General features: G+C 71.3%; 18 protein-coding genes. 9 read left to right on the top strand and 9 right to left on the bottom strand.

Annotated features, from left to right (window positions below):
• Positions 1–109 precede the first annotated feature (109 nt).
• Together dtd and ABFJ78_RS22110 are read right to left on the bottom strand one after the other, a co-directional pair.
• Positions 110–535 carry a D-aminoacyl-tRNA deacylase gene (gene dtd / locus ABFJ78_RS22115; protein ID WP_436388235.1) on the bottom strand — a complete coding sequence of 142 codons (426 nt, stop codon included), beginning with the start codon at positions 533–535 and terminating at the stop codon, positions 110–112.
• The gene (locus ABFJ78_RS22110) at positions 532–2,031 is read right to left on the bottom strand and encodes a DUF7782 domain-containing protein (RefSeq protein WP_436388234.1); all 1,500 of its coding nucleotides are present in this window, start codon (positions 2,029–2,031) and stop codon (positions 532–534) included. Before ABFJ78_RS22110 ends, dtd begins: the two co-directional genes overlap by 4 nt.
• A 28-nt stretch (positions 2,032–2,059) precedes the next feature.
• Here ABFJ78_RS22110 and ABFJ78_RS22105 point away from each other — a divergent pair, with 28 nt between their 5' ends.
• Complete coding sequence (locus ABFJ78_RS22105; protein WP_436388233.1) at positions 2,060–3,358, top strand: amidohydrolase; 1,299 nt, start codon at positions 2,060–2,062, stop codon at positions 3,356–3,358.
• Positions 3,359–3,404: 46 nt separating this feature from the next.
• On the top strand, positions 3,405–3,740 hold the full coding sequence (locus ABFJ78_RS22100) for a DUF3099 domain-containing protein (protein WP_436388232.1): 336 nt from the start codon (positions 3,405–3,407) through the stop codon (positions 3,738–3,740).
• A 76-nt stretch (positions 3,741–3,816) separates the two neighbouring features.
• Here ABFJ78_RS22100 and ABFJ78_RS22095 read toward each other — a convergent pair whose 3' ends face one another.
• The 5 genes from ABFJ78_RS22095 to ABFJ78_RS22075 are packed head-to-tail and all read right to left on the bottom strand — an operon-like array spanning position 3,817 to position 7,344.
• Positions 3,817–4,689, bottom strand: a complete 873-nt coding sequence (locus ABFJ78_RS22095; RefSeq protein WP_436388231.1) for a carbohydrate kinase family protein — start codon at positions 4,687–4,689, stop codon at positions 3,817–3,819.
• On the bottom strand, positions 4,686–5,591 hold the full coding sequence (locus ABFJ78_RS22090; RefSeq protein WP_436388230.1) for a pseudouridine-5'-phosphate glycosidase: 906 nt from the start codon (positions 5,589–5,591) through the stop codon (positions 4,686–4,688). Before ABFJ78_RS22090 ends, ABFJ78_RS22095 begins: the two co-directional genes overlap by 4 nt.
• Before the next feature lie 9 nt (positions 5,592–5,600).
• On the bottom strand, positions 5,601–6,215 hold the full coding sequence (locus ABFJ78_RS22085) for an HD domain-containing protein (protein ID WP_436388229.1): 615 nt from the start codon (positions 6,213–6,215) through the stop codon (positions 5,601–5,603).
• Complete coding sequence (locus ABFJ78_RS22080; protein ID WP_436388228.1) at positions 6,212–6,556, bottom strand: hypothetical protein; 345 nt, start codon at positions 6,554–6,556, stop codon at positions 6,212–6,214. The genes ABFJ78_RS22085 and ABFJ78_RS22080 overlap by 4 nt, the downstream gene beginning before the upstream one ends.
• Entirely contained in the window at positions 6,556–7,344 is a 789-nt protein-coding gene (locus tag ABFJ78_RS22075) for a sporulation protein (protein WP_436388227.1), read from the bottom strand. The genes ABFJ78_RS22080 and ABFJ78_RS22075 overlap by 1 nt, the downstream gene beginning before the upstream one ends.
• A gap of 58 nt (positions 7,345–7,402) precedes the next feature.
• Here ABFJ78_RS22075 and ABFJ78_RS22070 point away from each other — a divergent pair, with 58 nt between their 5' ends.
• The gene (locus ABFJ78_RS22070; RefSeq protein WP_167379801.1) at positions 7,403–7,645 is read left to right on the top strand and encodes a DUF3039 domain-containing protein; all 243 of its coding nucleotides are present in this window, start codon (positions 7,403–7,405) and stop codon (positions 7,643–7,645) included.
• 163 nt (positions 7,646–7,808) lie between these two features.
• Complete coding sequence (locus ABFJ78_RS22065; protein ID WP_436388226.1) at positions 7,809–8,645, top strand: hypothetical protein; 837 nt, start codon at positions 7,809–7,811, stop codon at positions 8,643–8,645.
• 257 nt (positions 8,646–8,902) lie between these two features.
• Here the strand turns inward: ABFJ78_RS22065 and ABFJ78_RS22060 are convergent, their stop codons facing one another.
• Positions 8,903–12,046 carry an efflux RND transporter permease subunit gene (locus ABFJ78_RS22060; RefSeq protein WP_436388225.1) on the bottom strand — a complete coding sequence of 1,048 codons (3,144 nt, stop codon included), beginning with the start codon at positions 12,044–12,046 and terminating at the stop codon, positions 8,903–8,905.
• 89 nt (positions 12,047–12,135) lie between these two features.
• Positions 12,136–13,296 (bottom strand): YihY/virulence factor BrkB family protein, encoded by a 1,161-nt coding sequence (locus ABFJ78_RS22055; protein WP_436388224.1) that lies wholly within the window; start codon positions 13,294–13,296, stop codon positions 12,136–12,138.
• Between the two features lie 213 nt (positions 13,297–13,509).
• Between ABFJ78_RS22055 and ABFJ78_RS22050 the strand changes: the two genes are divergently transcribed.
• The 5 genes from ABFJ78_RS22050 (at position 13,510) to ABFJ78_RS22030 (ending at position 20,864) form a co-directional block, all read left to right on the top strand.
• A complete protein-coding gene (locus ABFJ78_RS22050) occupies positions 13,510–15,246 on the top strand; it encodes a DEAD/DEAH box helicase (protein WP_436388223.1) in 1,737 nt (578 codons plus the stop codon).
• A gap of 932 nt (positions 15,247–16,178) precedes the next feature.
• A complete protein-coding gene (locus ABFJ78_RS22045; RefSeq protein ID WP_436388222.1) occupies positions 16,179–17,318 on the top strand; it encodes a sugar ABC transporter substrate-binding protein in 1,140 nt (379 codons plus the stop codon).
• 92 nt (positions 17,319–17,410) lie between these two features.
• Positions 17,411–18,184, top strand: a complete 774-nt coding sequence (locus tag ABFJ78_RS22040; RefSeq protein ID WP_160698781.1) for an ATP-binding cassette domain-containing protein — start codon at positions 17,411–17,413, stop codon at positions 18,182–18,184.
• A gap of 20 nt (positions 18,185–18,204) precedes the next feature.
• Positions 18,205–19,671, top strand: a complete 1,467-nt coding sequence (locus ABFJ78_RS22035) for a sugar ABC transporter permease (RefSeq protein ID WP_436388221.1) — start codon at positions 18,205–18,207, stop codon at positions 19,669–19,671.
• Positions 19,672–19,682: 11 nt separating this feature from the next.
• Positions 19,683–20,864, top strand: a complete 1,182-nt coding sequence (locus ABFJ78_RS22030) for an ROK family protein (protein WP_436388220.1) — start codon at positions 19,683–19,685, stop codon at positions 20,862–20,864.
• Positions 20,865–20,937: the final 73 nt, after the last annotated feature.

Genomic DNA, 20,937 nt, shown 5'->3' with positions numbered 1-20,937 from the left:
CGCTCCGGTTGCTCGACCATTGCTGAGCTTTTGCTGAGAACGTTCCGTGACCGGGGAACCTGAGAATCCGATGTGAATCGGGTCAAGATGTGAACCGGGGCGCGGTGGTCTAGACCTCCACGAGAACGGTGAACGGACCGTCGTTGACGCTCGAGACCGCCATCATCGCCCCGAAACGCCCCGTCGCGACGGTCGCGCCGCGGCCGCGCAGCTCGGCCACGACGGCGTCCACCAACGGCTCCGCGACCTCCGGCCGGGCGGCCCGCGTCCACGACGGCCGGCGCCCTTTCTTCGTGTCGCCGTAGAGCGTGAACTGGCTCACCACGAGCAGCGGCGCATTCGCCGTGGCGCATGATTCCTCGTCGCGAAGCACGCGCAGCTCGTGCAATTTGCGCGCCATCACGGCGGCCTTCGCCACGTCGTCGTCGACGTGGATTCCCAGCAGCACAAGCAAACCCGGTCCGTCGATCGCGCCGACGACCTCGCCCTCGACGGTCACGTCCGCCCGGGCGACGCGCGCCGCTACGGCCCTCATCGGCCCGCCGGGACGAGCATCCCGTGCCGGACGAGCTCGCGGACGACGGGCAACGCGGTGGCGGCGAGCTCCGAAGCGTCGAGTCCTTGCGAGAACGCGAGGAGCTCGATCAGATCCTCCAACGGCAGCGCGCCGCGGCAGCCCGCAAGCAGCCGCGCGGCCAGCTCGTCGACCTCGTGCTGCCAGCCGGGTCCGTCGGTGCGGTGCAGCCGCCGGACGGTCGTCGCCCAGCCCTCGTCGCCGGGTTCCTCGATGCTTTCCAGCAAAACCGTGTCGGGCACCACAAAACGGACATCGAGCAATGAATCGGAATCACGCAGCCATTCCACGCGGTCCAGCCAGGCGGCCGCTTCCGGGCCCAGCGGGTCGTCGTAGGCCTGCCGGAGGTCCTCGCAGACGACGGTCGGTGTCCGCCCGGACGCGCGCCGCAAGGTGACGAAGCCGAAGCCGATGCCCCGGACGTCGTTCGCCGCGAACCAGTCGAGCCACGCCGCCGCCTTCGCGCGGCCTTCCGGCGAGCGCGGGTCGAGGCCCGCGTCCCGCAGCCAGGTGCCGACGTAGAGCGCCGGGTCGGCCACGTCGCGCTGGACGAACCACGCGTCGGTCTCGGCGGGCAGCCAGCGGCTCACCCGGTCGGCCCAGTCCTCTTTCCCGGTGTGCACCCACGAGGCGAGCAGCTGACCGACGCCACCTTCGTTGAGGAAGCCGGGCAGCTGCCGGACGACCAGCGCGCTCGCGTCGTCGCCGGCCAGCCCGGAGTCGCGGTAGGTGTAGTCGACGCGCGCCGGGCCGACCACGAACGGCGGGTTGCAGACGACCTGGTCGAACTTCCGGCGCGCGACCGGCGCGAACCACTCGCCGCGCACGAGCTCGACGTCCAGCTCGTTCAGCCGGAACGTCGCCGCGGCCAGGGCCAGCGCCCGCTCGGAGACGTCCGTGGCGGTCACGCGCTGGGCGTGCCGGGTCGCGTGCAGGGCCTGGACGCCGTTGCCGGTGCCCAGGTCGAGGAGCGTGCCGACCGGGCGGCGGCTGGTCGCGCGGATCAGCGACAGCGACGCGTGGCCGACGCCGAGGACGTGATCCTCGGGCACGGTGGTGCCGAGCACGTCGGCGTCGAGGTCGGACACGACCCACCAGGAGCCTTCGTCGTCACCGTGCGGCCGGATGTCGAGCGCGGCGCGGTAGCCGTCCTGGGCCGCGCTCAGCACCCCGGCGGCGACGGCGTCCTCGGGCGAGAGCGGCGCGAACGCGCTCTTCACCGCGGTCTCCGGCTCGGTGCCGCCCAGCAGGAACAGCCGGATCAGCGTCCCCAGCTCGCCCGCGTCCCGGCTCGCGCGCTCGGCGGGCACCGGCTCGCCGCGGCCCAGCGCCGCGTGGGCGGCCCCGCCGAGGGCGGCCACCACCCCGTCGGCGTCGTAGGAGGTGCGCCGGAAGGCCTCGCGCAGCCGCGCGCAGACGTCGTCGGACAGGTCGGGCAGTACGCTTCGCGTGCTCACGGTGGGTAATGCTGCCACGATGGCCCCCGTGACCCTTGAACGCGTCCTCGCCCCGCTCGACGTGGCGCTGCCCGAGCTCGAAGCGCTGTACATCGACCTCCACCGGCACCCCGAGCTGTCCTTCGCCGAGACCCGGACGGCGGCCGAGCTGGCCCGGCGGCTGGAGCGCGACGGCTACGAGGTGCACACCGGCATCGCCGGCACCGGGGTGCTGGGCGTGCTGCGCAACGGCGAGGGGCCGGCGGTGCTGCTGCGCGCAGACATCGACGCGCTGCCGGTCGAGGAGAAGACCGGGCTGTCGTACGCGAGCACCGCCCGCGGCACCGACGAGCACGGCAAGGACGTCCCGGTCATGCACGCGTGCGGGCACGACATGCACGCCACCTGGCTCTCCGGCGCCGCCGCGCTGCTCGCGAAGGGCCGCGACACCTGGTCCGGCACGCTGCAGGTGGTCTTCCAGCCGGGGGAGGAGGGCGCGGGCGGCGCGGCGCGGATGGTCCGCGACGGCCTGTTCGACCGAGCCGGGACGCCCGACGTCGTGTTCGGCCAGCACCTGGTGCCCGGCCCGGCCGGCTGGGTGCTCACCCGCCCCGGCGTGATCATGGCCGCGACCGACACGCTGCGCATCACCCTGCACGGCCGCGGCGGGCACGGCTCGCGCCCGGAGACGACCGTCGACCCGGCCGTGCTGGCCGCGTCCGTGGTGCTGAAGCTGCAGACGATCGTCTCGCGGGAGATCGCGGCGACCGACTCGGCCGTGGTCACCGTCGGCTCGCTGCACGTGGGGACGGCGAGCAACGTGATCGCCGACGACGCCGTGCTGGAGGTCAACGTCCGGTCGTTCGACCAGGCCGTCCGCGAGCGCGTGCTGGCCGCGGTCGAGCGGATCGTCCACGGCGAGGCGGCGACGGCCGGCGCGCCGAAGCCGCCCGAGATCGTGCGGTCCGGCTCGTACCCGATCACCGAAAACGACGAAGCCGCCAACGACTCGCTCACCGAGGTCTTCCGCGGCCACTTCGGCGCCGACGTCGTGCTGCCGGCGCCGCTGGTCACCGGCAGCGAGGACTTCAGCGAGTTCGGCCGGGCGGCCGGCGTGCCGTCGGTGTTCTGGCTGGTCGGCGGCTTCGACCCGCAGACGGTCATCACGGCGATGACCGAGGGCCGGTTCGAGCGCGACATCCCGTCCAACCACTCGCCGCGCTTCGCCCCGGTGCTGCACCCGACGCTGCGCACGGGCATCGAGACGCTCGTCGCGGCCGCTCACTCTTATTGGGGCGAAGCCCCAAACCCCAGCCAGGGGGCAAGCCCCCTGGACCCCCAGCGTTGAGCCGGTTGTCCCACCCAGGTGTCGGATGACCGGAACAGGTGGGACGATGGGACGTGGAGGTGGTGCAGTGACCACGCCCGCCAAGGACTCGGACCCGGTGCTGATCACCGGGGCGGCCCCGTCGTACGAAGAGCAGTTCGCCGCCCGCAAGCGCAAGTACGTGATCATGATGGCCTGCCGGATCCCGTGCCTGATCCTCGCCGGGCTCACCTACCACACGTGGTGGCTGGCGCTGGGGTTCCTCGCGATCTCCGTGCCGCTGCCGTGGATCGCGGTCCTGATCGCCAACGACCGCCCGCCCCGCAAGTCCGAGCAGGTCAACCGCTTCCAGAACGAGCCGGCGGCGATCGAGCACACCACTCACCGGGTGATCGACGGCTGACCGAGCCGCCACTCGTCCGACGAAAGATGCGCTCCGGGTCGCCTGAGGCGCATCTTTCGCCGAGAAAGATGCGGGTTCAGGCCGGCTGAGGTCCGACCTTCCCGACGGCGAGCGCGCCCAGCCGGGTCCCGTGCCGCAGGACGTCCACAGTGGACTCCCCGGCCAGCCAGCCGGTGAGCACGCCCGCGTCGAACGCGTCGCCCGCGCCGGTCGAGTCGATGCACTCGGCCTCGACCGCCGGGACGCTCGTCACGCCGTCAGCGTCGACCCAGCTCGCGCCGTCCAGCCCGGCGGTGACGACCACCGCGCCGACCGCGCCGAGCAGTTCCTTCGCCGACACCGGGTCCGCCGAGCCGGTCAGCGCCACCAGCTCCTCGGTGTTCGGCATCAGCAGGTCGACGCCGCGGACGTCGTCGAGGAACGCCGCCGGGTCGGTGATGTGCGCGGCCGCCTGCGGGTCGACCGAGGTCGTCAGACCCGCTTCGCGAGCGGCGGCCAGCGCGGCGAGCCCGGCCGCGCGCGACGGCGGGTCGAGCAGCACGTACCCGGACAGGTGCAGGTGGCTCGCTCCGGCGAGTGCCTCGGCGGTGACGTCTTCGGGAGCGAAGCGCTGGTTCGCGCCGCGGTCGGCGAGCATGCTGCGCTGCCCGGAACCGTCGACCATGACGACGACGCAGCACGTCGGCGCCTCGGGGTCGACGGCGAACGCGCACCGCACGCCCGCCGCCTCCAGCTCCGCGCGGATCAGCCGGCCGCCCGGGTCGTCGCCGATCCGGGCGAGCAGCGTCGTCTCCGCTCCGAGGTGACGCAGCCACAGCGCCGTGTTGGCGCCCGAGCCGCCGCCGGTGAAGCGGATCTTCGCGCGGGCGTCGCCGCCGTGCGGCAGGGGCTTGTCGTGCCGGGCGATCACGTCGAGGGCCGCGTCGCCGACCACCACGATCCCGGTCATGCCAGCGCCACCGCGACTTCGGCGGCGAGCTTCGCGTTGTTGAGCACCAGGGCTTCGTTCGCGTCGATGCTCACGCCGCCGCTGGCGGTGTGGAAGTGCTCCAGCAGCACCGGGGTGACGTCGGCGCCGTGCACGCCCCGCTCGGCGACCAGCGCGAGGCCTTCGGCGAGCAGCCGGTCGTGCAGCTCTTTGTCCATTTCGGACGCTTCCGGGATCGGGTTCGCCAGCAGGACACCGGAATCCGCGTAAGCGCGGTGCGCGGCGACCACGGCGGCGGCCTGCTTCGGGTCGTCGACCCGCCAGCCGACCTGGTGTCCCGACGAGCGGAGGTAGAACGCGGGGAAGTCGTCGGTGCGGTAACCCAGCACCGGCACCGAGTTCGTCTCCAAAACTTCGAGCGTGGCGGGGATGTCGAGGACCGACTTCACGCCGGAGCAGACGACGACGGTCCGGACCTTCGCCAGCACGCCGAGGTCAGCCGAGACGTCCCACGACTGCGCGGCGCCGACGTGCACGCCGCCGAGCCCGCCGGTGGCGAACATCCCGATGCCGGCCGCCGCGGCCAGCGCCGAGGTGCTCGCGACGGTCGTCGCGCCCGAGCGGCCGAGGCCGACGGCCGGGCCGAGGTCGCGCAGCGAGAGCTTGTCGAGGCCGGCGTCCGGCGCGCAGACGCGTTCGAGCTCGGCGGGGGAGAGGCCGACGACGACGCGGCCGTCGAGCACGGCGATGGTGGCCGGGACGGCACCGCCGTCGCGCACGACGCGCTCGAGGCGGCGGGCGACGTCGAGGTTGCGGCCCGGCGGCAGGCCGTGGGACAGGATGGTGCTCTCCAGCGCGACGACGGGGTGCCCGTCACGCAGCGCCGAGGCGACCTCTTCGTGCAGGTTGAGTGGGGTGGTCACGAGGGACCATCATCGGTGATCGGTCCCCTCGCCGCGCCAGTGGGTCAGCTCGGCGGTCAGGTTCGATCCGGCGGCGCTCGCCCAGCGTGTCCGCGCGGCTTCGCTCCGGTAGAGCTGCCGGGCGAGCATGCCTTCGAGGACGGCGATGCGGCCTTCGCGCCAGACGTCGTCGGGGTACTTCGCGTACTCCTCGCGTACCCCGCGGGCGTACACGGCGTACAGCTCCTTCGGCGCGCCGAGGATGGCGAGGTCGGCGTCGAGGAGCGCGGTCGCGAGGCGGTCGTCCGGCGGGGCGTCGTGCTTGATGGTGGCGAGGATGAGGCCCTCGACGCGGTCCTGGTGGCGTTCGGCGATGTCCAGTGCGTCGCGGGCCCATCGCGCGCTGGCGCGTTCGTCTTCGCCGGGGTTCGCGTCGTAGACGACGTCGTGCGCCCAAGCGGCGATAGTGAGGATTGCGCGTTCGGTGGTGCCGAGGTCGCCGGCCAGCCAGGCGGAGTCGCGGACGACGGCGGCCGCGTGGGTGAGCGTGTGGTAGCGGCGGTGGGGTTCGCCGTAGCGGGCCCGCAGTTCCGGCCAGGCGTCGGAGGTGCCGCCGAGGACGGCGACCGCTTCGGCCCACTTCACGGGAACGTCCAGCGCGTCGGGGTGCGGGTGAAGTCCTTTTCCCGCAGGCCGATCGCCTTCTCGGGCAGCAGCCGCATCGACGCGTTGGCGGCGTGCGGCCTCGACGGAGCGCAGGCATCGCGGTCGGCGGTTCCGACGGTCGTCGGCTCGGCTCCGGCGATCACTCCACCCCGGGGCGCGGTGTGCGCGAGCTCGGCCGGCCGCACCGCAGAAGCTTCCGGCGCCCGCAGGCCCCGTGCCGTGCGCTGCTCGTCGGCCCAGGACCACGGCAGCGGCCCGGCGGGACCGGCCGTGACGCCGTAGCCCGGCATGTGCGGCCGGCCGGCGCGGGGCCCGTCCATCAGTCGAAGATCCCGCGCGGCCGGGCGACCTGGTCGAGCCAGTCGTCGAGCTGCTTCTCCCAGTTCACGTCCGGCTTCATGGTGAACATCCCGAGGAAGTCCTGCCCGCGGCCGCCGAAGCCGCCGGTCTTGCTCACCCGGACCCGCTTGGTGACTTCCAGGACGACGTCCGTGCGGTCCGACGACGCCAGGAAGGTCACCGCGAGCTGCGAGAACACGCTCGCGAAGCGCGGCGAAGGCGTGAAGCGGACCTCCTGGAAGAACGGCAGCTGCTGCTGGGCGCCGTTGATCCGGCCCTGCTCGAGGATCGCCTCGCGGAAGGTGAAGCCGATGCGGCTCAGGGCGTCGAGGACGCGCTTCTGCGCCGGGAGGGGCTCGATCGCGACGGCGTCGGCGTCGAACGGGTCGGACACCGAGGTCGCGAGGTCGAGTTCGGCTCGCACGCCGACCGCCATGCCGGTGAGCGGCTTGCCGTAGACGCTGGTCACCGGCGTCTCCCAGGGCAGCGGCACCTCGAAGGGCACCTTGACCTGCTGGCCGGCCCGGATGACTTCGCGCCCGACGAGCTGCTGGGTGCCGAAGGGGAGGTCTTCGGTCTTGTCCGCGCCGGGGACCTGGACGCGGGCGAGCAGCGTCACCGCGAGGCCCTTGATCTCCTGGTCGACGTCGCCGCCGGCCAGCAGGACCTCGCCGTGCAGGGGCCGGCCGGGGAGTGCGGTCCGGTCGAGGAGGCGGGCGTCGATCTTCGCCCCGCCCGAGCCGAACGTCGCGAGCACCTTCTGGAACATGCCGTGGATCCTGCCAGGCCGAGGACCCATCGCGGTGGGTCTCGGGCACAATGGACGGGTGAGCACCGAGACGCTGACGAAGCCGGAAACCACGCCCGAGGGCACGGACACCACCGACGACGACACCCCGAAGATGTTCCACTACGTGAAGAAGAACAAGATCGCCGAAAGCGCGGTCATGGGCAATCACGTGGTGGCGCTCTGCGGCGAGGTCTTCCCGGTGACGAAGTCGCCGAAGCCCGGGTCGCCGGTCTGCCCGGCCTGCAAGGAGATCTTCGACGGGCTGCGCCCGGGGGAGTGACCCCGGCTTGAACCCCGGCGGGTGTTCCCGCCGGGTCTTCGGGCTGTCCGGAAACGGACAAGTCGTCGAACAAACGTGAAAAACCTTCATTCGGCGGGTGTGCCGGGTGCGGGAGTCCTGGTAAATCCAGCTGGCCAGGTTCCCTCACCCACCGGAGTCGCACATGCGCAGAACCGGGATCGTGCTCACCCTCGCCGCCCTGCTCGCCGTGGTTTCGCCCGCGCTGGCCCAGGCCGTCACCGGCTGGACGGAGGTCGGCCGGGACTCCGCCCGCGCCCTCGACGAGAGCCAGGGGCTCGCCACGATCGTGCGGCCGTCGGGCACCACCATCCGCTACACCGGGATCGGCACCATCCCGGCGGACCTCGGCACGCAGGGCTGGAACCACGTCGGCGACCCGGGCTCGGCCCAGGGCTGGTACGTCGAGCCCTACCAGCGTGACGACCGCGGCGCGAAGCTCTTCCGCGTCCAGGCCCCGGACGGCTCGTGGAAGAACTACCAGCACGCCCTCGAGTCGTGGGAAGCGAACAACAACTCCTTCGCCGCGGTGTCGCCCGACGCGCGCTGGCTGGTGGCGGGGGAGTGGGGCACCATGGACCGGCTCCTGGTCCACCCGATGCCCGGCGTGGTGGCGACCGACCCGGCGGCGAACCTGCCCCTCGCGAGCACGATCCGCCTCGACCACCCGGTCCGCGACGTCCAGGGCTGCGACTTCCAGACGGCGACCCGCCTGCTCTGCGCGTCCGACGACCCGGACGGCAGCCTCTTCGGCACGACGAAGCCGCTCCTGCAGGTGGACCTGGCCGGGGCGCTCAACGGCTCCGACGTCGGCGGGCACGTGACGTCGCTGGGGCAACTGCCGTTGCGCAGCGGCTGCAGCGGGAACTTCGAGGTCGAGGGCATCGACTTCGACGAGCGGGACAGCACGCTGCGCGTGATCGTGATGTCGCCGAGCATCTGCATCCTCTTCGACTCGATGACCTACCGCTTCAAGCAGTGAACGCCGAAGGCCCGGCACTTTCACGTGAATGGGCCGCTTGTCCCCAACCCGGGCCCGGCACTTTCACGTGTAAGTGCCGCTTGGCCCCAACCCGGGCCCGGCACTTTCACGTGTAAGTGCCGCTTGGCCCCAACCCGGGCCCGGCACTTTCACGTGTAAGTGCCGCTTGGCCCCAACCCGGGCCCGGCACTTTCACGGGACAGTGCCGGGCCCGGGTTGGGGACAAGCGGCACTTTCACGTGAAAGTGCCGCTTGGGTCAGGCGGTCGGGGCCGGGTCCAGGGACTCCGACTCCGGTGCCTTCGCCGGGGTCCGCTTGGCTTCGCGACGCGCGCGCCGCCGTTCCTTGCGGGTCTCGACCATCGTGTAGAGCGTCGGGACCAGCACCAGCGTCAGCAGCGTGGAGCTGACCAGGCCGCCGATCACCACGATGGCGAGGGGCTGGCCGATGAACCCGCCCTGACCGGTGATGCCCAGCGCCATCGGGACGAGCGCGAAGATCGTCGCCGCCGCGGTCATCAGGATCGGGCGCAGCCGGCGCCGGCCGCCCTCGGTGACCGCTTGCGCGACGCTCATGCCCTCCGCCCGGTACTGGTTGATCAGGTCGATCAGCACGATCGCGTTCGTCACCACGATCCCGACCAGCATCAGCATGCCGATCAGCGCCGGCAGGCCGAGCGCGGTGCCGGTGGCCAGCAGCAGCCCGATCGCGCCGGTCGCCGCGAACGGGATCGACACCAGCAGGATCAGCGGCTGGACCAGGCTCCGGAACGTCGCCACCATGATCAGGAACACGATCGCGATCGCCGCCAGCAGCGCCAGGAACAGGTTCGAGAACGCCTCCTGCTGGTCCTGGCTCACGCCGCCGAGCGAGTACGACGCGCCACCGGTGAACGTCAGACCGTCCAGCTTGGACTTGATGTCCGCGGTCGTCTTGGTCAGGTCGTCGCCGGTGTTCTTGGCCGTCACCGTGGTGCTGAGGTCCCCGCCGGTGCGGTGCACCGACGCCGGGCCGTCCACAGTGGACACCTTCGCGACCTCGTCGAGCCGGACGACCCCGGTCGGACCCGGGATCGGCAGGCCCTTCACCTGGTCGACCGTGACCGGCGCGGTGCCGGCGCGCAGCACGATGTCCGTGCGCTGGCCGTCTACCGGCAGCTGCGTCACCGTGCGGCCGGCGATCGCCTGGTTGGCGACCTGGCCGATGGTGCTCGCCGACAGCCCGCGCGCGGCGGCCGCGGCGTCGTCCACCTCGACCTGCACCCGCGGCGAACCGACGGCCAGGTCACTGCTCACCTCGGTCAGCCCGGAAACCCCGCCCAGCGCCCGCACGACCTGGTCGGACGCGGGCTTGAGCGCGGCCTCCGACGGCGCGGTCACCGTCACCGAGACCTGGTCGGAGTTGAACCCGGACGCGTCCGCGCCGATCTTGACCTCGCCCAGTTCCGGCCGCGACGTCAGCTTCGCGCGCAGCCGGTCCGACAGCGCGTCGAGGTCGGTGTCCTTCGCGACGGTGACCGAGATGCTCGTGCTGGTCCCGCCGCCGAAGCCGAACGTGCCGCCCCCGCCGATGCTGACCTGGTAGGTCCGCACCGCGGGCTCGGCCGCGAGGGCCTGCTCGACCGCCGTCGCCGCCTGCTCCTTCGCCTCGACGCTCGTGCCCGCGGGCAGCTTCTGCGTCATGTTCAGCGTGGTGCCGCCGGAGGAGTCCAGGAAGTTCGTGTTCAGCCGCGTCGCGAGCCCGACCGTGCCGGCGAAGATCAGCAACGCCAGCAGGACGACGGTCAGCCGCCGCTTGGTCGCGAACCGGATCACCGGCAGGTAGGCGCGCTGCAGGAAGCTGCGGCGCTCCTTCTCGACGGCGGCTTCGCGCGCCCGCTCGGCTTCGATGGCGTCCGCCGGGACCTCCGGCCGCTTCAGGAACCAGTACGCCAGCACGGGAACCACGGTCAGCGACACGAGCAGCGAGGCCAGCAGCGCCACCGTGACGGTGACCGCGAACGGCGAGAACAGCTCGCCGACGAACCCGCCGACGAACGCGATCGGCAGGAACACCGCGACGGTCGTCAGCGTGGACGACGTCACCGCGCCCGCCACCTCACGGACGCCGTCGAGCACCGCCCGCTGTTTCTCCTCGCCGTAACCCAAGTGCCGCTTGATGTTCTCCAGCACGACGATCGAGTCGTCGACCACCCGGCCGATCGCGATGGTCAGCGCGCCGAGGGTGAGCAGGTTGAGCGACAGGTCGCCGGTCCACAGCGCGATCAGCGCGACCACCACCGACAGCGGGATCGACACCGCGGTCACCAGCGTCGAGCGCACCGACAGCAGGAACAGCAGGATGACGAGGACGGCGAACGCCAGGCCCAGCAGGCCTTCGGTGGTCAGGCCGCTGATCGCGTCCTTCACCGGCGTGCCCTGGTCGAACACGACGCTCATCTCGGAGCCGGTCTTCTTCGCCAGGTCCGGCAGCTTGTCGCGGACGGCGTCGGAGATCGCGACGGCGTTCCCGTTGTCCACCATGGTGATCGAGAGACCGAGGCTCGGCTTCCCGTTGGTGCGCGTGATCGACGTCGTCGGCGCGAAGCCGGCCTGGACGTCGGCGACGTCGCCCAGCTTCACCGGTCCCCGCGCCGGGGTGCGGGACGCGCCCGCGGCGGCGCTCGGCGTCAGGTACAGGTTGCGGAGGGTGTCCACAGTGGTCTGCCCGCCGCCGACCTGGACGCTCAGCGTCTTGCCGCCCTCGGTCAGCGTGCCGGCCGGCACCGCGGCGCCGGCGGTCTGCAGCGTGGTCGCGATCGACGCCGGGTCGACGCCGGCGGCGGCCAGCTTCGCGTAGTCGAGCGTGATCGTGACGCGCGGCTGCCGCACCCCGGTGACGGTCACCGTGCGGACGCCGTCGATCTTGCGCAGCTCCGGCGCGACCTGGTCGGTCAGCGCGGGCGCGAGCTGCTGCGGGTCACCGGCGGTGCCCGCGGCGACCAGCACGACCGGCAGGTCGTCGGTGCTGCCGGCGGACACGGACGGCTCGGAGTTCTGCGGCAGCCGCGGCCGGACCTGGTTCACCGCCTGCTGGATCTGCGAGACCGCGGCGTCGAGGTCGGTGCCGAACTCGAACTGCGTGACGACCCGCGAAACGCCGTCCGACGACGTCGAATTGATCTCCTCCAGGCCTTTCAGCCCCTGCAGCGCCCCTTCGAGGGGCTCGGTGACCTGCCGGTCGACCGCGTCCGGCGACGCGCCGGCGTACGAGGTGACGATCTGGGCCTGCGGGAACTGCAGCGACGGGAACAGCTGCTGCTTGATCTGCGGCAGCGCGAAAGCGCCGAAGCCGACGACCACCAGCGCGAGCAGGCCGATCAGGCTTCGGTTGCGCAGGCTCAATCTGGCCAGCACGGACATGACTGTGGAAACCCCCTCGGGAATGACGCGGCGACCGGCGCCTGCGTCAGCGGTGGGGGAAGCGTGCCATGTCCGACCTGAGGAGCGACTCAGTCTGGGGGTGGATTCCGGGTCGTCCCTCGGGAGGAGACGCGACCCTGAGGAGCGCTGGGTGCCGGTTCGGGCGCGCTCGGTGACGGCTCGTCCTCTTCGGACGGTGCTTCTCCGGCCGGTGCGTCGCCGTTGGGGGAGACGTCTTCGGCGCGCGGGCGGCGCAGCGGCGTGGTCGTGCGCTCCCACAGCTTGCGGCCCTCTTCCGAGCGCAGCCGCTCGGAAGCGCGTTCCATCTCCAGCCGCCGCCACTTGCGCCGCTGCCGCCGGGTCGCCTTCGCCGGCCACAGCTCCTGGATCGCGCTGTTGAAGTAGGCACCGCCGACGACGGCCAGGCCGATGAAGAACATCAGCAGCAGGAACGCGATCGGCGCGGCGAGCGCGCCGTAGGTGTAGCCGGTCTTGGTGATCCAGTTGAGGTAGATGCGCAGGCCGACCGAGGAGAGCAGGAACACGACCATCGCGAGCACCGCGCCCGGCAGCCCGCGGTGCCACGGCAGCTTGCGCGGCAGGGCCAGTTTGTACAGCGTGGTCAGGGCGAGGGTGATCATCACCCCGAGGGTCGGGAAGTACAGCGCGCTCACCCAGGACGCCACGGTCGGGCGCCAGTCGGCCGGGAAGAACTCCGGCAGCAGGTCCGGGCCGATCGCCAGCAGCGGCAGCCCGACGACCAGGATGACCAAGCCGCACAGATAGAGCAGCAGCGCGAAGATCCGCTGCCAGACGTCGTTGCGGACGCCGTACTGGTCGTGCGCGACGGTGATCGCGTCCACGAAGGACGACATCGCCGACGACCCCGCCCACAGCGAGATCAGGAAACCCACCGAGACGATCTCGCCCTTGCCGACGGTGAGGATGCTGTTCACGGTCGGTTCGATGATGTCGTGCACGGCGTTGGCGCTGAAGACGGTCTTGCAGAAGCCGATGATCCGGTCGTGCACCTGGGTGACGACGTCCTGGCCGAACCACTCGCCGACGAAGCCGAGGCTGCCGAGCAGCCCGAGCAGCAGCGGGGGCAGCGACAGCGTCTGCCAGAAGGCCGCTTCGGCGGCCTCGGAGAAGATGTTGCCGTCCCAGGCCTTGGCGAGCGTGCGCGTGAGGAGGCGCCACGGCCCCTTGCGGGCCACCTTCGTCGCTGCGGACGGCTGTACCTCACCCATGACGTGTCCAGCATGGTCCATCGGTGCTGATTTGGCTCGTCACACCCCCTGCGGCCGGGCGTGTCGGGGGACATCACCCGTGCCGGTGCCCGGAACTGTCGGACCCGGCCGGTAGACTCGGTCCAGTGCCCTCACCGCAGTCGCCGATACTGAAGTCGGTACCACAGTGAGGGTTTTCGCACGTCAAAGGCATGAGCGAGGGGGAGGACCGGCATGACGGAGACGCAGCTCGGGGCGCCTCCCGCGGAGAAGGACTCGACCGCGCGCCCGCTGCGGGCGTGGCAGCGGCGGGCGCTCACCAAGTACCTGACGCAGAAGCCGAAGGACTTCCTCGCGGTGGCGACACCCGGCGCCGGCAAGACGGTGTTCGGCCTGCGGATCGCCGCGGAGCTGCTGAGCGACCGCACGGTCGAGGCGATCACCATCGTGACCCCGACCGAGCACCTCAAGCACCAGTGGGCGGCGTCGGCCGCGGCGGCCGGCATCGCCATCGACTCGAACTTCCGCAACACCACCGGCGTCACGTCGTCGGACTACAACGGCGTCGCGCTGACGTACGCGCAGGTGGCGGCGCACCCGACGCTGCACCGCGTGCGCACGGAGAACCGCAAGACGCTGGTGATCCTCGACGAGATCCACCACGGCGGCGACGCGAAGTCCTGGGGTGACGCGATCCGCGAGGCCTTCACCCCGGCCGTGCGGCGGCTGTCGCTGACCGGGACGCCGTTCCGGTCCGACGACTCGGCCATCCCGTTCGTCACGTACGAGCCGGACGCGGGCGGGTTCCAGCGCAGCAAGGCCGACCATTCGTACGGCTACGCGGACGCGCTGGCCGACGGCGTGGTCCGGCCGGTCGTCTTCCTTGCGTACTCGGGCGAGGCCTCCTGGCGCACGAGCGCGGGGGAGGAGTTCACCGCGCGGCTCGGCGAGCCGCTGACGGCGGAGCAGAACGCGCGTGCGTGGCGCACGGCGCTCGACCCGGCGGGCGAGTGGATCCCGGCGGTGCTGCAGGCGGCCGACACGCGGTTGTCGCAGGTCCGCCAGCACGTCCCGGACGCCGGCGGCCTGGTGATCGCGACCGACCAGGAGTCCGCGCGGGCGTACGCGAAGATCCTGGAGCGCATTTCGGGCGAGACGCCGACGCTGGTGCTCTCGGACGACCCGAAGGCGTCGGGCCGGATCAAGGAGTTCTCCGAGACGAACGAGCGCTGGATCGTGGCGGTTCGCATGGTCTCGGAGGGCGTCGACGTCCCGCGGCTGGGGGTCGGCGTGTACGCGACGAGCGCGTCGACGCCGCTGTTCTTCGCCCAGGCGATCGGCCGGTACGTGCGCGCCCGCAAGAAGGGCGAGACGGCGAGCGTGTTCCTGCCGTCGGTGCCGGTGCTGCTGGAGCTGGCCAGCGAGCTGGAGGCGCAGCGCGACCACGTGCTGGGCAAGCCGCACCGCGAGAAGGAGGGCTGGGAGGACGAGCTCCTGGCCCAGGCCAACCGCACCGAGGACGAGCCGGGCGAGGAGGAGAAGGCGTTCACGTCCCTGGGCGCCTCGGCCGAGCTCGACCAGGTCATCTACGACGGCAACTCGTTCGGCACGGCGGTGTTCTCCGGGTCCGACGAGGAGCAGGAGTACCTGGGGCTGCCGGGGCTGCTGGAGCCGGACCAGGTCCGCGCGCTGCTGCGGAAGCGCCAGCAAGAGCAGGTCGCGGACGAGAAGCGCCGCAAGCCGGCCAAGGAGGAGGCCCCGCCCCCGGCGGCGCGCCCCCAGTCGGTGAGCGAGCGGTTGGGTGCGCTGCGCAAAGAGCTGAACGCGCTGGTGGGCATGTACCACCACCGCACGAAGAAGCCGCACGGCGCGATCCACAACGAGCTGCGGCGGGTGTGCGGCGGCCCGGTGACCGCGATGGCGACGGTCGAGCAGCTGGAAGAGCGGATCGTGACGCTGCGGTCCTGGTAGCCGCGGTCCGCCCGCCGGGGCCGGTCAGTGGGGGCGGTTCGGTCGGCTGCGGTTGGCCGCCGGGGGTGTCAATGGGGGCGGTTCGGCCGGGGTGCGGGCGGCCGCCGGGGGCGTCGATGGGGGCGGTTCGGTCGGGTGCAGTTGGCCGCCGGAGAGGGTTCGGCCGGGCTGGCTGAGCTGATCGCCGCCGGAACCGGCTGAGCGGGATTGCCGCCGCCGCTCGTTCCCTGTCCCGCCCCGCCGGGCAAGCGCCCCAAGGTGGCCTTCGGTGCGTCAGACGCACCCAAGGCGGCCTTCGGTGCGTCTGACGCACCCAATGTGGCCTTGGGGCGCTTCCCGACCGGACCTCACCTGCGCCCCGGACCGCCTGCTCGAGCGCCCGGCCGGGCAGCCTCGCCAGTCTGCCGGGGGTCGCCCAGCCGGCTGAACTCCGCCGTCACCGTCCGTTCCTGGTAAGTACCAGCCGGCCCGTGACCGTCCGTACGACCTCCGTCACCCCTCGTCTGCCCGCGCGTCCCCCACCGGCTGCCCCTCCGGGCACCGCCGCTCCGAAGTTCGCAAGTCGGCGACCAATCAGCGGCCCGTCACGTGGGTTCACCACCACTTCGCGGCGGATCTCGCTCAGTACACCCCGGCGGAGTACCTTCAAGCCGTCAAGAAACCTGGATGTAACAGAGTGTGAGTGCCGGCGATCACATCGTCAGCGGATCTACTCTTTCCGGGCGAGGTTCAGCGCGTGTTGCCGAACCGTGTCCAATTGGTGTCATTTAATCGATCCAGCTATCTTCCCCGCAGCCGCTCAGCGGCATATGTTGTCGCCCACAACATATGCGCGTCGGTGCGCCGGGACCCTCCGGATCACCGCCTCGCAGGGCCCGAGACGACGTCGACGGCCCGCTCGTCACCAATGCTTGGATCCGGAAGGAACGAGGATGCGCAGCAGAACCCTTACCCTCCTCGCCGCCACGGTGAGCACCGGCCTGGTGCTGACCGCTTGCGGTGCCAACAGTTCAGACAGCGGGGGCACGGGGAGCAACTCCGCCTCCTCGTCCGCGCCGGCCGCCGGCGGCGGTGCCAACGGCAAGGTCGGCGTCATCCTCCCGGAGACCGCCACCTCGGCGCGCTGGGAGGCCTTCGACAAGCCGATGCTGACGGCCGCGCTGACGGCTCAGGGCTTCGAGGTCGACGTCCAGAACGCCCAGGGCGACAACCAGAAGTTCTCGACGCTGGCCGACGGCTTCATCAGCTCCGGCGTCAAGGTCCTGATCATCGCCCCCGGTGACCCGGCCGTCGGCTCGGCGGTCGAGGCCAAGGCCAAGGCCGCGGGCATCCCGGTCATCGACTACGACCGCCCGAGCCTCGGTGGCTCCGCCGACTACTACGTCTCGTTCGACAACGAGAAGGTCGGCCAGCTGCAGGGCCAGGCCATGGCGGACGCGCTGAAGTCCAAGGCCGGCGCGGGTGTCGTCCAGATCGAGGGCGCCCCGACCGACAACAACGCCACGCTGTTCACCAAGGGCCAGGACTCCGTCCTCGACCCGCTGTTCGCGGCGGGCACGCTGAAGCGGCTCCAGAAGCAGCCGATCAACGACTGGGACAACCAGCTCGGCGGCACGACGTTCGAGCAGATCTTCACCGCCAACGGCGGCAAGGTCGACGGCGTCGTCGCGGCGAACGACGGCCTGGCCGGCGCGGTCATCACCATCCTCAAGAAGAACGGCCTCAACGGCAAGGTCCCGGTCACCGGCCAGGACGCCACCGCCGACGGCCTGATGGCGGTCATGCGCGGCGACCAGTACATGACGGTCTTCAAGCCGATCAAGGAAGAGGCCGAGTCCACCGCCAAGCTGGCCGCCGCCCTCGCCAAGGGTGACACCGCCGCCGCGGACGCGATCGCCACGGGCAAGCTGCACGACCCGAAGAACAACCGCGACATCAAGTCCGTGCTGCTCACCCCGACGACGATCCTGGAGAAGGACGTCAAGACCGTCGTCACCCAGGGCTACGTGAAGGCCGCCGAGATCTGCGGTGGCGACCTCGCCGCCAAGTGCACCTCGCTCGGCATCTCCTGAGCCCCCGCAGTACCCCATGAACAGCCGGGCCGGGACGCGCACCCCGACGGCGCGTCCCGGCCCGGTCCCCACCCAGGAGAAACCATCCAGCCATGAGTGAGCCCATCCTCGAGATCAAGGGCCTGAACAAGAGCTTCGGCCCCGTCCACGTCCTTCACGACGTGGACTTCGACGTGCGTGCGGGCGAAGTGACCGCCCTGGTCGGCGACAACGGCGCCGGCAAGTCGACCCTCGTCAAGTGCATCGCCGGCATCCACCCGTACGACTCGGGGGCCGTGCGGTTCAACGGGCAGGACGCCCACATCCGGGGTCCGAAGGACGCCGCCGACCTCGGCATCGAGGTCGTCTACCAGGACCTCGCGCTCGCCGACAACCTCGACATCGTGCAGAACATGTTCCTCGGGCGCGAGCGCGGGAGCAGCTGGAAGCTGGACGAAGCCAGCATGGAGAAGGCCGCTCGCGAGACGCTGGCCTCCCTGTCGGTGCGGACCGTCAAGTCGGTCCGGACCCCGGTCTCCTCGCTTTCCGGTGGTCAGCGCCAGACGGTGGCCATCGCGAAGTCGGTCCTGTGGAACAGCAAGGTCGTCGTCCTGGACGAGCCGACCGCCGCCCTCGGTGTCGCGCAGACCAGGCAGGTGCTGGACCTCGTCCGCCGCCTGGCCGAGCAGGGCCTCGGGGTCGTGCTGATCAGCCACAACATGGCCGACGTCTTCGAGGTCGCCGACCGCATCTCGGTCCTCTACCTCGGCCGCCTCGTCGCCGAGGTGCACACGAAGGACGTATCCCACGGCCAGGTCGTGGAGCTGATCACGGCGGGTCGCTCCGGTGACCTCGGCCTGGCCCGGCCCGAAGCCGTGGTCCTGTGAGCGGGAAGAAAGAACCGGAAATGACTGAAACCCCTGCGAAGCACGAGGTCGACACCCCGGCCGCGGAAGCGCTCGCGCAGACCCAGAACCCCTCCGCGGCGATCACCGACTTCGGCATCGACACGACATCGATGTCAACCGGCGAAGCCGTCCGCGACTACTTCGCCCGGCTGCGGGCCGGCGAGCTCGGCTCGCTGCCGTCGCTGTTCGGCCTGCTCGTGCTGGTCATCCTGTTCAGCGCGCTGTCGGACAACTTCTTCACGCTGGCCAACATCGCCAACGTCTTCCCGCAGGGCGCGGGCGTGATCATCATCGCGATGGGCATCGTCTTCGTGCTGCTGCTCGGTGAGATCGACCTCGCCGCCGGTGTGGCCTCCGGCACCGCCGCGTCGGTGATGGCCCTGCACTACGTCCACGCGGGCAACTTGCTGGGCTCCATGGGTTCCGGCGTGTTCATCACGTTCATCGCGGTCCTCGCCGCGGCCATGCTGCTGTCGGCCTACCAGCGGATCTGGGCCGGCGCCGCGCTGTCGCTGGTCGGCCTGCTGATCGTCGCGATCGGCGTCCCGGCCAACGCCTGGCTGGAGATCCTGCTGGCCATCTGCGTCGGCACCGCGATCGGCTGCATCACCGGCTTCCTGGTGTCGAAGATCGGCATGCCGTCCTTCGTCGTGACGCTGGCGCTGTTCATCGTCTGGCAGGGTGTCCTGCTGCAGTTCATCGGTGAGGGCGGCACGATCGGCATCACCAACTCCGACATCCTGTACAAGATCGCCAACGGCAACCTGAACGTCCTCGGCAGCTGGATCTTCTTCCTCGTCGCCGCGGGCGGGTTCGCGGTGATCACACTGCTCGGTCACTTCCGGCGGCTCCAGCGCGGCCTGGTCGTCCAGCCGACCGCGCTGGTGATGATCAAGGTCGGCGCGCTCGTCGTGCTGTCGGCGCTGGGCACCTGGCTGCTCACGGTCAACCGCTCGCCGAACAAGGCGGTCGTCACGATCGAGGGCGTCCCGTACGTCATCCCGATCATGCTGGCGCTGCTGGTGGCCGGGACCTACGTGCTCAACCGGACCAAGTACGGCCGGTACGTGTACGCGGTCGGCGGCAACAAGGAAGCCGCCCGCCGTGCCGGTATCGACGTGCCGAAGATCCGGGCGAGCGTGTTCGTCATCGGCTCGGCGGTCGCGGCCATCGGCGGCATCGTCGCCGCGTCGAAGGTCGGCTCGGTCAGCCCGCAGTCCGGTGGCCTCAACACGCTGCTGTACTCGGTCGGCGCGGCCGTCATCGGCGGCACGTCGCTGTTCGGCGGCAAGGGCCGGGTGGCCGACGCCGTCGTCGGTGGCCTGGTGATCGCCGTGGTCATCAACGGCCTGGGCCTGCTCAAGCAGCCGGCCGCGGTGGTCAACATCGTCACCGGCCTGGTCCTCCTGCTCGCCGCCACGGTCGACGCGCTGTCGCGGCGCCGCGCGGCTGCGTCGACGCGCTGAACCAGCATGGAATGATCAGACCCGTGACCAGCACACCCGTTGCACGACCGGACGAGGTGCGCCGGCACAACCGCACGACCCTGCTCCGCCTGCTGCACGTCGGCGGGCCGAGCACCCGGGCGACCCTGGCCGCGGAGCTGGGGCTCAACCGGAGCACGATCAAGACCCTCGTCGACGGGCTGGCCGAAGCCGGCGTCGTCGAGGAGAAGGTGCCGAGGCCGGGACGAGGGGCGGGCCGCCCCTCGCTCCTGGTCCTGCCCCAGCCGCACGCGGCGGTCGTGCTCGCGGTCGACCTGCAGGTCGAGCACGTCGCGATCGCGCTGGTCGGGCTGGGCGGGCAGATCCTGGGCCGCAACAGCTGGAACCTGCGCGGCCGGATGGGCCAGCCCGACGAGGTCATCACGCACGTCATCGAGTCGACGGCCATCCTGGCCGGCGACCTCGACGTGACCCCGGTGGCGGCCGGGGTGTCGGTGCCGGGCGTCATCCGGCGGGCGGACGGGTACGTGCACGAGGCCCCGAACCTGCGCTGGACCGACGTCGCCCTGGGCGAGCGGCTCGGCTCGGTGCTGCAGATCCCGATCCTGGTCGGCAACGACGCCGAGTTCGGCGCGGTGGCCGAGCACCTGCGCGGGGCCGCCCGCGGGGCGTCCGACATCGTGTACATCTCAGCGGACGTCGGCGTCGGCGGCGGCGTCATCGCCGAAGGCTCGCCGCTGCGCGGCGGCTCGGGGTACGTCGGCGAGATCGGGCACATGGTGATCCGCCCGGACGGCCGGCCCTGCTACTGCGGCAGCAGTGGCTGCTGGGAGACCGAGGTCGGCGAAGCGGCGCTGTGCCGGGCGCTCGGGCTGCCGGAGGACACGCCGCGCGGCGCGATCCTGTTCGAGCTGCGCGAGCTGGGCCGCGACTCGGAGGCGGCGCTGACGCGGCTCGCGGAGTTCGCCGAGTGGCTGACCCTGGGGCTGATCAACGTCGTCAACCTGCTCGGGCCGCAGCTGGTGATCCTCGGCGACCTGCTGACGGTGCTACCGGAGGCGGTCCTGCGGCACGTCGGCACGGAGGTGCGGCGGCGCAGCCTGGTGAGTCGCGCGGTCGGCGGCACCCGGATCGTCAGCTCCGCGTTGGGAGCCGACGTGAAGCTGTTGGGCGCCGCGGAAGTGGCGTTCGAAGTAGTGCTGGATTCTGTCTGATTTTCTGTCCGCTTTCGTGTCCGTAATCACTGCGGTTCGCGGCCTTGCCGTGATAAAGACCACGCACTCTGCA

Origin of the sequence: Amycolatopsis sp. MEPSY49 (genome assembly GCF_051337345.1) — a bacterium.
GTDB lineage: Bacteria > Actinomycetota > Actinomycetes > Mycobacteriales > Pseudonocardiaceae > Amycolatopsis.
This window is presented reverse-complemented; position numbering and strand designations above follow the sequence as displayed.

Bases quoted from the DNA above. Each gene is read 5' to 3' on its own strand.
- dtd (WP_436388235.1), bottom strand. From the start codon at position 535: ATGAGGGCCGTAGCGGCGCGCGTCGCCCGGGCGGACGTGACCGTCGAG.
- ABFJ78_RS22100 (WP_436388232.1), top strand. From the start codon at position 3,405: ATGGGACGTGGAGGTGGTGCAGTGACCACGCCCGCCAAGGACTCGGAC.
- ABFJ78_RS22095 (WP_436388231.1), bottom strand. From the start codon at position 4,689: ATGACCGGGATCGTGGTGGTCGGCGACGCGGCCCTCGACGTGATCGCC.
- ABFJ78_RS22080 (WP_436388228.1), bottom strand. From the start codon at position 6,556: ATGGACGGGCCCCGCGCCGGCCGGCCGCACATGCCGGGCTACGGCGTC.
- ABFJ78_RS22075 (WP_436388227.1), bottom strand. From the start codon at position 7,344: ATGTTCCAGAAGGTGCTCGCGACGTTCGGCTCGGGCGGGGCGAAGATC.
- ABFJ78_RS22065 (WP_436388226.1), top strand. From the start codon at position 7,809: ATGCGCAGAACCGGGATCGTGCTCACCCTCGCCGCCCTGCTCGCCGTG.
- ABFJ78_RS22060 (WP_436388225.1), bottom strand. From the start codon at position 12,046: ATGTCCGTGCTGGCCAGATTGAGCCTGCGCAACCGAAGCCTGATCGGC.
- ABFJ78_RS22055 (WP_436388224.1), bottom strand. From the start codon at position 13,296: ATGGGTGAGGTACAGCCGTCCGCAGCGACGAAGGTGGCCCGCAAGGGG.
- ABFJ78_RS22050 (WP_436388223.1), top strand. From the start codon at position 13,510: ATGACGGAGACGCAGCTCGGGGCGCCTCCCGCGGAGAAGGACTCGACC.
- ABFJ78_RS22045 (WP_436388222.1), top strand. From the start codon at position 16,179: ATGCGCAGCAGAACCCTTACCCTCCTCGCCGCCACGGTGAGCACCGGC.
- ABFJ78_RS22040 (WP_160698781.1), top strand. From the start codon at position 17,411: ATGAGTGAGCCCATCCTCGAGATCAAGGGCCTGAACAAGAGCTTCGGC.
- ABFJ78_RS22035 (WP_436388221.1), top strand. From the start codon at position 18,205: ATGACTGAAACCCCTGCGAAGCACGAGGTCGACACCCCGGCCGCGGAA.
- ABFJ78_RS22030 (WP_436388220.1), top strand. From the start codon at position 19,683: ATGATCAGACCCGTGACCAGCACACCCGTTGCACGACCGGACGAGGTG.